Annotated in this window: 12 protein-coding genes; all 12 read left to right on the top strand. The window is 38.4% G+C overall.

What is annotated here, in order from left to right; translation table 11 throughout:
• Positions 1 to 60: 60 nt before the first annotated feature.
• The 12 genes from tpiA to wrbA all read left to right on the top strand — a co-directional run bounded on the left by tpiA (position 61) and on the right by wrbA (position 14,012).
• Positions 61 to 816 (top strand): triose-phosphate isomerase, encoded by a 756-nt coding sequence (tpiA, locus tag AZF04_RS11490; protein ID WP_061948842.1) that lies wholly within the window; start codon positions 61 to 63, stop codon positions 814 to 816.
• Positions 813 to 2,351, top strand: a complete 1,539-nt coding sequence (gene gpmI, locus AZF04_RS11485) for a 2,3-bisphosphoglycerate-independent phosphoglycerate mutase (protein ID WP_061948841.1) — start codon at positions 813 to 815, stop codon at positions 2,349 to 2,351. Before tpiA ends, gpmI begins: the two co-directional genes overlap by 4 nt.
• An 81-nt stretch (positions 2,352 to 2,432) precedes the next feature.
• Entirely contained in the window at positions 2,433 to 3,722 is a 1,290-nt protein-coding gene (gene eno / locus AZF04_RS11480) for a phosphopyruvate hydratase (protein ID WP_061948840.1), read from the top strand.
• Between the two features lie 649 nt (positions 3,723 to 4,371).
• Positions 4,372 to 5,718 (top strand): FAD-binding oxidoreductase, encoded by a 1,347-nt coding sequence (locus tag AZF04_RS11475; protein ID WP_061948839.1) that lies wholly within the window; start codon positions 4,372 to 4,374, stop codon positions 5,716 to 5,718.
• A 29-nt stretch (positions 5,719 to 5,747) separates the two neighbouring features.
• Positions 5,748 to 6,614: an ABC transporter permease gene (locus AZF04_RS11470; RefSeq protein WP_082795301.1), complete on the top strand. Its 867-nt coding sequence runs from the start codon at positions 5,748 to 5,750 to the stop codon at positions 6,612 to 6,614.
• A gap of 28 nt (positions 6,615 to 6,642) precedes the next feature.
• Positions 6,643 to 7,683, top strand: coding sequence for an ABC transporter substrate-binding protein (locus AZF04_RS11465; protein WP_061948838.1), 1,041 nt, complete (start codon positions 6,643 to 6,645; stop codon positions 7,681 to 7,683).
• Positions 7,684 to 7,702: 19 nt separating this feature from the next.
• A complete protein-coding gene (locus tag AZF04_RS11460) occupies positions 7,703 to 8,533 on the top strand; it encodes a creatininase family protein (RefSeq protein ID WP_061948837.1) in 831 nt (276 codons plus the stop codon).
• A 20-nt stretch (positions 8,534 to 8,553) separates the two neighbouring features.
• The gene (locus AZF04_RS11455) at positions 8,554 to 9,348 is read left to right on the top strand and encodes an ABC transporter ATP-binding protein (RefSeq protein WP_045485024.1); all 795 of its coding nucleotides are present in this window, start codon (positions 8,554 to 8,556) and stop codon (positions 9,346 to 9,348) included.
• A gap of 10 nt (positions 9,349 to 9,358) precedes the next feature.
• Positions 9,359 to 10,696, top strand: coding sequence for an FAD-binding oxidoreductase (locus tag AZF04_RS11450; RefSeq protein WP_061948836.1), 1,338 nt, complete (start codon positions 9,359 to 9,361; stop codon positions 10,694 to 10,696).
• A gap of 12 nt (positions 10,697 to 10,708) precedes the next feature.
• Positions 10,709 to 11,953 carry an amidohydrolase family protein gene (locus tag AZF04_RS11445; RefSeq protein WP_061948835.1) on the top strand — a complete coding sequence of 415 codons (1,245 nt, stop codon included), beginning with the start codon at positions 10,709 to 10,711 and terminating at the stop codon, positions 11,951 to 11,953.
• 26 nt (positions 11,954 to 11,979) lie between these two features.
• Complete coding sequence (locus tag AZF04_RS11440; RefSeq protein WP_061948834.1) at positions 11,980 to 13,302, top strand: amidohydrolase family protein; 1,323 nt, start codon at positions 11,980 to 11,982, stop codon at positions 13,300 to 13,302.
• Entirely contained in the window at positions 13,302 to 14,012 is a 711-nt protein-coding gene (wrbA, locus tag AZF04_RS11435) for an NAD(P)H:quinone oxidoreductase (RefSeq protein ID WP_061948833.1), read from the top strand. Before AZF04_RS11440 ends, wrbA begins: the two co-directional genes overlap by 1 nt.
• Positions 14,013 to 14,014: the final 2 nt, after the last annotated feature.

Below are 14,014 nucleotides of genomic sequence, written 5' to 3'. Positions count from 1 at the left end.
TCTTTACATAGAGAGATAGTTGGTTTCTCTAAACTGTATACTATTTTATGAGGTGAAAATATGCGTAAACCAATCATTGCAGGAAACTGGAAAATGAATAAAACGTTAGCTGAGGCAAAAGCGTTTGTTCAAGAAGTAAAAGCAAGCGTACCAGCAAACAGTGAGGTTGATTCAGTTGTTTGTTCACCAGCTTTATTTTTAGATAGCTTAGTAAAAGAAGCAGAAGGTACAGACTTGAAAATTGGAGCACAAAATGTTCATTTTGAAGAAAATGGTGCATTTACAGGTGAAATTAGTCCTGTGGCTCTAGCTGACCTAAATGTTGATTACGTTATTATTGGTCATTCAGAGCGTCGTGAAATGTTTGCTGAAACGGATGAAACCGTTAATAAGAAAGTACACTCTGCCTTCACACACGGAATTATTCCGATTATGTGCTGTGGAGAAACAGACGATGAGCGAGAAGCAGGACAAACGAATGATGTAGTAAAAACACAAGTTGAAGCAGGACTTGCTGGTCTAACAGAAGAGCAGGTTAAAAATACAGTTATTGCTTATGAGCCAATTTGGGCAATCGGTACAGGAAAATCATCTTCAGCTGCAGATGCGAATGAAGTATGTGCTTATATCCGTCAAGTAGTGGCTAACGCATTTACGGAAGAAGCTGCTCAAGCAGTAAGAATTCAATATGGCGGTAGTGTAAAGCCTGCTAATATTAAAGAATACATGGCTCAATCTGATATTGATGGCGCCTTAGTTGGTGGAGCAAGCTTAGAAACTGCATCATTTCTTGCACTTGCGGAGGCGGGAAAATGAGTAAAAAACCAGTCGCTCTAATCATTCTTGATGGCTTTGCCCTAAGAGATGAGAAAAAGGGAAATGCGGTTGCTCAAGCAAACAAGCCTAACTTTGACCGTTATTGGAATCAATTTCCTCATGCGACTCTAGAAGCACAAGGAGAAGCAGTTGGATTGCCAGAAGGTCAGATGGGTAATTCAGAAGTTGGACACTTAAATATTGGTGCTGGTCGTACCGTTTATCAAAGTCTTACAAGAGTGAATCTTTCTATTCGTGAAGGAGACTTTTTCGAAAACGAAACGCTTCACCAAGCCATGAATCATGTAAATGAAAAGAATAGTGCCTTACATCTTTATGGTTTATTATCAGATGGAGGAATTCATAGTCATATTGAACACCTATATGCTATCTTGGAGCTGGCTAAGCGCAAAAACGTCGAAAAAGTATATATACATGCCTTTTTAGATGGTCGTGATGTTGGTCCAACCTCTTCTCAAAACTACATCAAAGCCTTAGAGGAAAAAATAGCTGAAATCGGAATTGGTGAAATGGCGACGATTCATGGACGCTATTATGCAATGGACCGTGATAAGCGTTGGGACCGTGTAGATAAATCATATCGTGCTATGGTTTATGGAGAAGGACCTTCATACTTATCAGCGGAAGAAGCGATTGCAGATAGTTACAACAACTCAATTCATGATGAGTTCCTTATCCCTTCAGTCATTACAAAAGCAAATGGTCAACCCGTTGCTACGATTCAAAATGACGATGCGGTTATATTTTTCAATTTCAGACCAGACCGTGCCATTCAAATGTCTCAAGTCTTTACAAATGAAGATTTTCGAGGGTTTGAACGCGGAGACAAGTACCCTAAAGGCTTACACTATGTGTGCTTAACTCATTTTAGTGAGACAGTTAAAGGGTTTGTAGCCTTTAAGCCAACCAATCTCGATAACACACTTGGGGAAGTATTATCACAGCAAAATTACAAGCAGCTAAGAATCGCAGAAACGGAAAAATACCCTCATGTAACATTCTTTTTCAGTGGTGGTCGAGAGCAGCCGTTTCCTGGAGAAGAACGAATTTTAATCGATTCTCCTAAGGTGGCAACCTATGATTTGAAGCCTGAGATGAGTGCATATGAGGTAACCGATGCATTACTTGCTGAAATAGCAGAGGACAAGCATGATGCGATTATTTTAAATTTTGCTAACCCTGATATGGTAGGTCATTCAGGAATGCTAGAACCAACCATTAAAGCCATAGAAGCAGTTGATGAATGCTTAGGGAAAGTCGTTGATGCAATATTGGCTAAAGGTGGAGCAGCTGTCATTACGGCTGACCATGGTAATGCCGACGAAGTGATTACGATGGAAGATACACCAATGACCGCTCATACAACGAATCGTGTTCCTGTTATTGTAACGGAGAACAATGTTGAGCTTCGAGAAGATGGCATTTTGGCAGATTTAGCTCCTACCGTTTTAACATTATTAGGAGCAGAGCAGCCAGCTGAAATGACAGGGAAAAGCTTGTTTAAAAATAATTAAGGTTTTTGCTTGGAAGTAGGACAACCTTTACGTACAATAAAGGTATAAAAAAAGATTTTATAAAAAGGAGTCGACTTAAAAATGACAATGATTACAGATGTTTACGCGCGCGAAGTACTAGATTCACGTGGAAATCCAACTGTTGAAGTAGAAATTTATTTAGAATCAGGTGCAATGGGTAGAGCGTTAGTACCTAGTGGAGCTTCTACAGGTGAATATGAAGCAGTAGAATTACGTGATGGTGGAGAACGCTTCTTAGGTAAAGGTGTTCTTAAAGCCGTTGAAAATGTTAATGAAGTAATCGCTCCAGAAATTATTGGATTAGATGCTCTTGACCAACTAGGTATTGATAAGCTTATGATCGACTTAGATGGAACAGAAAACAAAGGAAAATTAGGCGCTAATGCTATCCTAGGTGTATCTATGGCTGTGGCTCACGCTGCTGCTGATGCATTAGGAATTCCATTATACGTTTACCTTGGTGGCTTCAGTGCAAAGCAACTTCCAGTACCAATGATGAACATTATCAATGGTGGTGAGCATGCAGACAATAACGTAGATATTCAAGAATTTATGGTTATGCCTGTAGGAGCTGAAAACTTCAAAGAAGCACTTCGTATGGGTGCAGAAATTTTCCACAATCTAAAATCAGTACTAAAAGCGAAGGGCTATAACACAGCTGTAGGTGACGAGGGTGGTTTCGCACCGAACCTTTCTTCTAATGAAGAAGCTCTATCAACGATTATCGAAGCGATTGAAAAAGCTGGCTACAAACCAGGTGAGCAAATTCAGCTTGCTATGGATGTTGCTTCTTCAGAGCTTTATAACAAAGAAGATGGTAAATACCACTTATCGGGCGAAGGTAAAGTTCTTTCTTCTGAAGAAATGGTCTCTTTCTATGAAGACTTAGTTTCAAAATATCCAATCATCTCTATTGAAGATGGATTAGATGAAAACGATTGGGATGGTCATAAATTATTAACCGACCGTCTTGGAAGCAAAGTTCAGCTTGTTGGTGATGATTTATTTGTAACGAATACGAAAAAATTAGCTGAAGGTATCGAAAAAGGAATTGGAAACTCAATCCTTATTAAGGTCAATCAAATCGGTACTCTTTCAGAGACATTTGAAGCAATTGAAATGGCGAAGCGTGCTGGTTACACAGCTGTTATCTCTCACCGTTCGGGTGAAACTGAGGATGCAACGATTGCTGACATCGCTGTTGCAACAAATGCTGGCCAAATTAAAACAGGTGCTCCATCTCGTACAGACCGTGTAGCGAAGTACAACCAACTACTTCGTATCGAAGACGAATTAGCAGAAGTAGCAACTTACCAAGGAATTCAATCTTTCTATAACTTGAAAAAGTAATAGTAGAAATTCATTATGTAACCCCTTATTCATGTGGAATATCCATATGAATAAGGGGTTTTTTTTGTATGGAGTCGCAGAGATTTCCTTGTTTATTCCCTTGCCTTGTGGTTGGATAGATGCTAATTTTTTCGAATTTCTCTTTTTGAAAATTCACGCACGTTAACAGAGTGCTAAGTTACAAACTCTTCTCCGTCATTCTCTTCACCTTTAACAAACATGTGAGCTGCTGAGAACAAGCCCTTGGGAAAGCATCTACCTAAAGTGAAAATCAAAACCTAACCGCTCGGTATTCATTAAAAAGATGTGAATGATGAAATTGATTTACTTAAAAAAGAAAACGGATACAACAAATAGACCGTTGTTACAAAATGCAACAAACACCCATATGTTAAATTACCTATTTATACAAAAAGAAAACAAATAAATATATATGATAACATTATGAATGTTTTACTTGTTTATTAACAACATTTAGATTAGTAAAGGAGAATTTTAGAAACAATTTTATGTGTCAGAAAACTTCACCTTTTCGAACAATTTCAAAAAGAAATCAAGTAAGGTAATAGTAATAAAAATAGATGAAGGATAAAGAATGTATATTTTAGCTTTCTTAATTAATGAAAATCAATAACGAGGAGTGAGGAGTATGGAATCATTCATCATAGAGCGTTTTATGAAGGTAGTGGGAAGTGCAAGCATCTTAACAGAAGAAAAGAATGTCTTAAAGCTATCTAGGGATTATTATTGGTACTCACCTGTGTTAAAAGAAGAATTAGAAAAAAAGAAAGCAGACATCATCCTCATTCCTGAAACAACGATTGAGCTTAAATCGATTTTAAATCTTGCCCGTGATAGTAAAATTCCCGTGACTATCCGCGGAGCAGGGACAGGAAATTATGGACAAGCGATGCCATTAACAGGTGGGATCGTAATAGATTTGAGTCATTTAAATGAAGTAATAGAGTGGCATAATCATTCTGTTAAAGTACAGGCAGGTATGAGGCTGAGAGATTTGGAAAAGCAGGCGAATGAACATGGACTTGAGTTAACGATTTATCCATCTACTTTTGCCAAAGCGACGATTGGTGGTTTTGTAGCAGGTGGCTCTGGTGGAATTGGCTCAGTAACGTGGGGAAATCTTTGGGATGGGAATGTGCTAGAGGCAACCGTTTTAACGATGAATGAGCCAGTTCAGCTACTTACAATAAGTGGGGATGATTTATTGAACTATATTCATAGCTACGGAACAACTGGTGTCATCATTGATGTAACGATTCCTCTAAAACCAAAAAGAAATTGGAGACAGATTGCTTTCCAATTTTCGAGCTTAACTAACGTACTCACTTTTACAGAGGATGTAGCAAGTTCACAGAAGTGGAATAAAAGACTTGTAACCGTGTTAGAAGCACCGATATCCACTTACTTTTTACCATTAAAAAAGAAGCTATCCCAAACAGGACATTACGCATTTTTAGAAATCGAAGAAGACTCATACCTAGAAATTAAATATCTAGCAGAAAGTCTAGATGGTGAAGAGGAATATACAGTAGAGCCGAGTCATTATCGAAAGGGTATCGGAATTTCAGATTTCACATGGAATCATACGACCTTATGGGCTTTAAAAAACGATGATAATTGGACCTATCTACAAAACTTCTTTAATCTAGAAAACTATCAAAATCAAATATCTACTATAAAAAAAGAATTTGGCGAGGAAGTGCTTATTCATATTGAATGGTTAAAGGATAAAGGAAAACTCATTCCTGCTGGGCTACCGTTAGTGAAGTATTCTAGCAAGGAACGATTATATCAAATCATTGAATTCTTTAATCAATTAGGAGCTTCGGTCAATGATCCTCATACGTATCTTTTAGGTGCAGGAGGCTGGAATCTACAGCTTGAAGCTATGGCGAAATTGAAAAAAGTTAATGACCCTTACGACTTATTAAATCAAGGAAAAATGCCAAGCACAAAGGCTATTTCGGTTATGTAAGTTTACTTTTTGAAAGCAGGTGATAGATAATGGCAAGGCAAATTGTCGGCACAGGACGAATGGCTGTGTCAAAGGAAAAAACCATTCCGATTATGACGAAATGGAAAGTAGCACAAAAGGATATCGTAAAAAAGGTACTACCTCCAGTTTTAGCATTAGTTGTATTTGTTATCGTGTGGGAGGTTTTAGTTCGCGCTTTAGGAATTGCTCACTACATTTTACCAAAGCCAACGGATATATACGGAGCAACGATAGATAATTGGAGTAATTTATTTATGGCTCTTCGAACAACAGTTATTGAATCGGTCATAGGCTTCATTTTTAGCGTCATAATCGGTATTGGTGTGGCCGTATTCATGGCAAGCTCGAAATGGATTGAAAGGAGCTTTTATCCTTATGCGATTATTTTACAAACCATTCCTGTCGTCGCGATTGCTCCAATCATTGTCATTTGGTTTGGATCAGGAATGAATGCCATTATTATTATTGCCTTTACCATTGGTTTTTTCCCAATGCTATCAAACACTTTAATTGGTTTAAATGCTACGGATCATAAGCTAAAGGATTTATTTCAGCTATATAACGCTTCAAAATGGCAAATTATGTGGAAGCTCCGGTTTCCGGCGGCACTACCTTTTATTATTGCAGGAATGAAAATTTCTTGTACATTAGCTGTAGTTGGTGCAATCGTTGGTGAATATATAGCGGGTGTTGGAGGAGGAGCTGGAGGCATTGGTTATGCAATTACTGTAGCAGCTTCAAGATTACAAACCCCTTACTTATTTGCTCTAGGATTATCGGCAGCTCTGCTTGGAATCGTATTTTTCTTAGTTGTGAGCTTTCTATCTAGAAAATTATTAAGCTCGTGGCATGAATCTGAATTAGAATCTGAATAAAAGAGAGAATGAGATAGGAGGCACTATAATGAAAATGTCAAAACCATGGCTTATTCCATTACAGGCAGTATTCGCTGGAATTCTATTAATAGGGTGTGGATCTGAGGATACAGTAGAGGAAAGCATCGAAGCAAATCAGACAGAAAATGAAGCAGAAGCAACCGCAGCTGAAGGAAACGATGAATTAACGGAAATCACACAGGTAACTAGCTGGTTCCCTCAAGTGGAAAACGCAGGTCAATATTATGCAGCTTTAGAAGGTTTTTATGAAGAAGAAGGGCTTTCGGTTACGACTGAGCCTGGAGGTCCTACGGTTTCTTCTACGCAGATTGTTGCATCTGGAAATGCAGAAATTGGTATGGCACAGGCAGATCAAGTCTTAAATGCCATCAATGAAGGAATCCCTTTGGTCGTCTTTTTTGCTAATTTCCAAAGAACACCGCAAGGAATCATGTACCATGCAGAGCATACAGTCAATGACTTTAACGATTTAGCAGGTGACTTTGAGATATATACGGCTGCAGGAGCAGGGTATTGGGATTATTTAGTGAGTACGACTGATATTACAGATAACCAAAATCGAGTTTATAGCGGAGATAACACGACTTTTGCGTCCAATCCATTAGCTGCATCGCAAATGTATGTCACCTCAGAACCTTTTTACTTAGAACAAGAAGGAATTGAAACAGGCTATCTTTTAATAGCTGAATCAGGATACTCACCATACGGAGATGTACTTTTCACAACAAAGGATTATTTAGAGGAAAATCCTGATGTTATACAGTCTTATGTTGATGCGATTACAAAAGGGTGGGAGCTATTTCAGGAAAATCCAGAGCCTCTTTACCCATATATTATTGAGCTAGAACCAGAAAAAACAGTTGAGCAAATGACCTATGCGACGGAGCAAATGCAAGAGCTTGTATTTGGTGGTGATGCAACAGATGGTGGTGTTGGTACGATGACAGAGGAACGCTGGCAAACGTTGATTGACCAATTAACGGACTTGGAGCTGATAGATGAAGGTCTTCAGCCAAGTGATGTCTATACGACTGAATTTTTGCAGTAAATAAAAGGAGTGAAGGACTTTGAGAGGGAAAGGACAAAAGGCGTGGCAAGAATGTTTCTTGCCACGTTTTTCTACAAAAGAGATTGAATCAATTGATAAAGAAAACGGAGTGGTCATTCTACCAATAGGCGCTATTGAGCAGCATGGACCACATCTCCCTGTATATACGGATACATTGATTGCAGAAGGATTATTAGAAGCTACCTTTTCTCATCTAAAAAAAGAGGATTCAATTTGGTTATTACCGCCTTTACCGTACGGAAAAAGCACAGAGCACTTAGGGCATCCAGGGACATTCTCTTTATCAGCAACGACTCTTCAGCAAGTCATTATCGACCTTGCCAAAAGTGTTCAGTTAAGTGGGTTTAAAAGGCTTCTTCTTTATAATACTCACGGTGGAAATTGGGATTTAATTTCAATGATTGCTAGAGAAGTAAGAATAGAAACTGGATTAATGGTGTTTAAAATGTCAGGAATGGATTATAAGGAGACATTAACAGATTTATATAGTGAGCATGAATTGACTTTTGGTATTCATGGTGGTGATGTTGAAACGTCTGTTGTTCTAGCCTTAGAAGAGGACTGGGTCGATATGAATAGGGCCCCATCTTACGCTTATCAGAGATTTGAAGAAGATTCGATCACAATAGATATAAAAGGCGGTCCCTCTGTTGCTTGGATAAGTGATGATATTTCTAGCTGTGGAACATCGGGCGATGCTTCTTTAGGTAATAAGGATAAAGGACTTGAAACCATTAACAGATTAAGTAAAAAAACAGCTCAAGCTTTTATAAAGATTAGCACTTTTGAAATGAATTACTTAAAAGGTGAACATCGTATTCATATATAAGAGGAAAGGAGCTCGATCGAATGGAAACGGCCCAATTAGCAAACCCAAAGGAACATACAAAAGAGAATGTTCTTTTACAAATCAAAAATGTGAGTAAAATCTATAATGGCGATATTGTTGCTTTAACGGATATGAATTTAGATGTAAAAGAAGGTGAATTTATTTCATTCGTAGGTCCTTCTGGTTGTGGGAAATCAACAATATTTAAAATCATTGCCGGCTTAAGCGAACCGACTACAGGTTCGGTAGAGTTAACCAATCAAACATCAAAGCAGGAGGAGCTAGACCGTACCGAAATTGGATTTGTTTTTCAACACGCTACTCTTTTACCATGGAAATCCGTTTTAGATAATATTACCTTGCCGTTAGAATTAAAGGGAGTATCGAAGAAAAAAAGGTATATCCAAGGACGGGAAGTACTAGAAATGGTCGGATTAAAAGGTTACGAAAAGGCATTGCCACGTCAGCTTTCTGGAGGTATGCAGATGAGAGTTTCCATTGCTAGAGCTTTAGTAGCAAAACCTAAGCTATTACTAATGGATGAGCCATTCGGTGCATTAGATGAAATAACAAGACAAAATTTGCACTATGAATTGCTGAAAATTTGGGAGAAAACCAATATGACGGTTTTATTTATTACTCATAATGTCTTTGAATCCGTATTTCTTTCAACCAAAATAGCGGTCATGTCTGCAAGACCTGGACGTATTAGTCATACCTTTGATGTACCTGAATATGAAAGAAATGAGCAATTTCGTAGTACTCCAGAATTTAGTCAGTTAATTGGAAAGGTTTCAAAAGAACTCGAGCATTGAGGTGGGTAAAATGAATCAGGGATGGATTGATGAATTGAAACAAGTAATAGGCGAAAACAAAGTGGAAACGAAGGATAGCTATGTCAAAAGAATGTCCCAAGATTTTTACTGGTATTCTCCTATTTTGAAAAAACAGCTATCGGACTTTTATGCAGATTGTATTGTGAAGCCGAGCTCTGTGGAGGAAGTTATAGAAGTTTTGGCGTTCTCCGCTCAAAATAGAATACCGCTCGTACCACGTGGTGGTGGAACCGGTAATTACGGTCAAATCATTCCGATGGAAAAGGGAATAATCCTTGATACGAGTGCTCTTAATAAAATCATTGAAATAAAAAACGGAATAGGACGATTTGGTGCGGGTATAAAATTAGGGAAGCTTGAAGCAGATTTAGCAAACGATGGGTATTCGCTACGCTTTTTTCCTAGTACGTATTTAAAGTCAACTCTTGGTGGATTTATTGCTGGTGGGACAGGAGGAATTGGTTCCATTGAATATGGAACGTTATGGGATGAAGGCAATGTTGTCCGTTTAACGATTCTAACGTTGGAAGAAAAACCACGCTTGTTCACGATTGAAGGAGAAGAACTAAAAAAGTATATCCATCACTATGGATTATCTGGAGTCATAATAGAAGCTGAAATTGCTTTAGCACCCTATCGAGAATGGGAGGATCACCTTGTTACATTTTCCAATATAAATGATGCACTATCATTTTCAGAAAGCATTGCTAAAAGTGAATCGATTCGAAAAAGGCTCGTATCTGTGTCAGAATCGCCACTTGCGACAGCCTTTAAGCCATTTGAAGCCTTTGTAAGTGAACATGATTCGATTGTCCTTTTACAGGTAGAAAAAGGAGATTGTGACCAGGTAGAAGAACTCGCTCATTCATTCAATGGAAGCTTTTTACCAACATTTTCTGAGCATGTAAAAAAGAACAAAGTAAGAACAACAGACTTTAGTTGGAATCATGTTACTTTATGGTGGATGAAACATCATCCAGAAGCTACTTATTTACAAGGTCGATTTGACACAAAGAATTATCTAAAACAGGTAGAGCTACTAAAAGAAAAATATCCTAATGAAGTTCTTATTCATTTTGAATGGATTTCAGTGGGAGGAAGCATTGTGCCAAGCTCTCAACCTATCATCTCATATACAACGGAAGAAAGATTAAATGAAATCATAACTTATTTTAAAGAAATTGGGGTAAAGGTAAGTAATCCTCATACTTATTTAATAGAAGAAGGTGGGAAGGATGATTGGGTGGAGCTGATTTCTTTAGCGAAAAAAGAAAACGATCCGTATCAATTATTGAACCCAGGAAAAATGAAGATCGGAATCGGATAAGAGGTGTGGGTGATGTCTGAGTTATTAATTTGTAATGCGCGTTTTATCGGTGATGAACAGCTTTATGATATAAGAATTCGCCATGGGAAAATTATAGAGATTGGGCAATTCTCTCGAATGTGTAAGGAGGAAGTGAAGATTATTGATGCGACCAATCAATTTTTACTTCCTCCTTTTGTTGAGTCACATATTCATCTAGATACAGCTTTGACCTACGGAAAGCCCTTCGTAAATCACAGTGGAGGTTTAAGTGAGGGCATTTCGATTTGGGGACAATATCAAAGAGACTATTTAAATGAAGAAGATGTGGAGCTACGAGCCAAAAGTGTAATTGAGAGCATGATTGAGTATGGAGTTCTCTATATGAGAAGTATGGTCGATATAACGGCTTATAGCCAAGTTGGGCTTCACGCTTTGTTAAAAGTGAAAGAAGAGGTTAAAGATTATTTTGATTTACAGCTCATCGCCTTTCCACAATTAGGCTTAATACACGGTAATGGAGTAGAGCGGCTAAAAGAAGCAATTTCTTTAGGAGTTGATGGAATAAGCTGTGTTCCTCATTTAGAAAATACAAGAGAAGAAGGAATAAAATCGATTCAAATGTGCTTTCAAATCGCTAAAAGTGAAGGAAAAGCTCTTCATATTTTTTGTGATGAAACAGATGATGCTGATTCTAAATTTCTAGAAGTGGTCGCTTCTTTAGCGATCGAACATCGTTTATCTGAGCAAGTCACGGTTAGCCATATTAATGCGCTAGCTTATTATAACGAAAGCTATGCTCAGAAGGTTATCTCTTTGGTAAAACGGGCTCATTTACACGTCGTAACAGCTCCTTTAATAAGCAGTGTTGTGCAAGGAAGGCTAGGGGAATGGCCTAAGAGCAGAGGAATTACACGGGTGAAGGATTTAGTAGAGGCAGGTGTAAATGTAGCATGTGCCCATGATGATTTTCTAAGTCCCTTTTATCCATTAGGGACTGGTTCACCTTTACAGGCAGGGTATATGTTCATTCATCTTGCTCACATGACTGGAAAAGACGATTTTGATAAAGTACTAAAAATGCTAACGACTAATGCTGCAAGATTGTTGGGCTTGTCTAACTATGGAATCGATATTGGACATCCGGCAAATTTATTAATTTTCCCTGCAAAAGATGCTCATGATTTATTAAGAAGACAGCCAAAGCCTTCCTATGTCATCCATAACGGTCGGATAGTAGCTCAAACGATACCAGAGCAGACGACCCTAACTCTGTAAAAGAAAAATCAGAAAGGAAGATTAGTATGATGCAAAAGATTTACAATGCCAAAATGCCACTATTAGATGAAACATCCTATTTTGAGATAGAAATAAAAAATGGAATCATTCAACGTCTAAATAAACATAATCAAATAGAAGCAAGAGATGAATTATCGTTCTATCAACTAACTGGTGAAAATTCAGAGCAAGAAAATGGATGGGATTTAGAAGGAAGAATCGTGCTTCCTACTTTTGCAGATATCCATATGCATCTAGATAAATCTCATTCTTTACCTTTTGTAGGAAATGATTCAGGAACGTTAGAAGAGGCGATTGCCAACTATAAATCAGCAGCTCCGCAATTCTCCGATGAAATGATTAAAAACCGGATTCGAAAAACGGCTTTCTCTGCTTTGAAATATGGCACAACGATTATTAGAACTCATATTGATTTTCATACGAAGAGTGATATAGATACAACCTTTCGAGGAGTAAAAATGGCGTTAGAGGTTAAAGACGAGCTAAAGGAAATAATCGAAATTCAAGTTTATCCTATGCTTCCTTATCACCCTTATGACGAAGAAGATAGAAAGAGAATACGACAGGTCTTGGAATTAAATATCGATGGAGTCGGGGGCGCTCCCCATATAAGTGAAAAGCCTCTAGAATGTGTCGATGAAATTTTTGCTTTTGCGGTCGAGGCTGGATTACCTTTAGATCTTCATACAGATGAAAGCGATGATCCTACTGTTGATACAGTTTTAAGAATAGCTGAAAAAACGATAGAATATGGCTGGCAAGGGAAAGTCGTGGTCGATCATTTATGCTCTCTATCGGCAATGAATGAGTCAAAGGCGGAACTAGTAATCAATAAAATGAAGGAAGCTGAATTAATGGCTGTGACTCTGCCAGCTGCCAATATGTATCTTCAAGGAAGAGGAGATAAGGGACTTGTGAGAAGAGGAATCACGCGAGTGCAGGATTTAATAAAAAAGCAAGTTCCTCTCGCAGCAGCTTCTGATAATGTCTGTGATCCTTTCCACCCCTTTGGTCGTGCAGATATGCTGCAAATTGCACAGCTCACAGGGTATACAGCCCATATGGGTGGAAAAGAGGATTTAATTGAATTGTTGAAGATGGCGACGATTACGCCAAGAAAAATCATCGGAAAGACAGAGTGGGGAATGAGAGAAGGAGAAAGAGCAAGCTTTGTTGTGTTTGATAGTTACAGCCTACCTTCCTTATTTGCTGAATTAACAGAATCAAGAGCGGTTTTCCAAGCTGGAACATGGAGTTCTGTCGTGAAAGTCAATATTCATCAAGCTGTATTAAAAAATCCCGAAGCCTTTTATAAGGTGGGGAACTAATGGCTGAGATTGTCGTTGTGTATTTTAGTGCCTACGGTCATATTGCAAAAATGAGTGAAGCTGTAGCCCAAGGAGTGAACGATACAGAAGGCTGTAAAGCGAAAGTAGTAAGAATTCCTGATTTTGAGGATGAAAGCTTACGGGTTGCTTATCAAAGAACTCAGGTATCTTCGACAAAGATTAATCATTTTAAGTTAACAAAAAGCAAGGAGGATTATGAACGCAATGAACAGGAACAAGAAAGTATTCCACTTGTAAGTATGGATGATTTGCGTAATGCAGATGGTGTCATTTGGGGGTTTCCGACCTACCTTGGATCGATGCCAGGTCAGGTTAAATCCTTTCTTGACCGAGCTGGACAATTTTGTACGACGGGTGAGCTTGAAGGAAAGCCTACTGCTCTATTCACAAGTGCGGGCTCGATTCACGGAGGCCATGAAGCAACGCTTTTAAGCTCACTCGTACCATTACTTCATTTAGGGATGATTTTTATCGGCTTACCTTATACCGAAAATCCAGAATACTTAACCGATAAAGCTATTGGTGGTTCTTCTTATGGAGCTTCTACTTTAGCAGGACCTGATGGCAGTAGAAAACCAACTGAAGAGGAGTTAGTTATGGCAGCCAGACTAGGAAGCAGAGTGGCAAAAGTCGCTCGCTCCTTTGAAGAAACAGGCTTTATACAATCAAGGAATATTAGTGAAAAATAATT

Source organism: Alkalihalobacillus trypoxylicola, assembly GCF_001590785.1.
GTDB classification, from domain to species: Bacteria; Bacillota; Bacilli; order Bacillales; family Bacillaceae_D; genus Alkalihalobacillus; species Alkalihalobacillus trypoxylicola.
The sequence above is the reverse complement of the archived record's forward strand: the minus strand, read 5'-3'. Positions and strand labels throughout refer to the sequence as shown.

Coding starts and splice junctions, on each gene's coding strand:
- AZF04_RS11445 (WP_061948835.1), top strand. CDS start 10,709: ATGTCTGAGTTATTAATTTGTAATGCGCGTTTTATCGGTGATGAACAG.
- AZF04_RS11450 (WP_061948836.1), top strand. CDS start 9,359: ATGAATCAGGGATGGATTGATGAATTGAAACAAGTAATAGGCGAAAAC.
- eno (WP_061948840.1), top strand. CDS start 2,433: ATGACAATGATTACAGATGTTTACGCGCGCGAAGTACTAGATTCACGT.
- wrbA (WP_061948833.1), top strand. CDS start 13,302: ATGGCTGAGATTGTCGTTGTGTATTTTAGTGCCTACGGTCATATTGCA.
- tpiA (WP_061948842.1), top strand. CDS start 61: ATGCGTAAACCAATCATTGCAGGAAACTGGAAAATGAATAAAACGTTA.
- AZF04_RS11475 (WP_061948839.1), top strand. CDS start 4,372: ATGGAATCATTCATCATAGAGCGTTTTATGAAGGTAGTGGGAAGTGCA.
- AZF04_RS11440 (WP_061948834.1), top strand. CDS start 11,980: ATGATGCAAAAGATTTACAATGCCAAAATGCCACTATTAGATGAAACA.
- gpmI (WP_061948841.1), top strand. CDS start 813: ATGAGTAAAAAACCAGTCGCTCTAATCATTCTTGATGGCTTTGCCCTA.
- AZF04_RS11455 (WP_045485024.1), top strand. CDS start 8,554: ATGGAAACGGCCCAATTAGCAAACCCAAAGGAACATACAAAAGAGAAT.
- AZF04_RS11470 (WP_082795301.1), top strand. CDS start 5,748: ATGGCAAGGCAAATTGTCGGCACAGGACGAATGGCTGTGTCAAAGGAA.
- AZF04_RS11465 (WP_061948838.1), top strand. CDS start 6,643: ATGAAAATGTCAAAACCATGGCTTATTCCATTACAGGCAGTATTCGCT.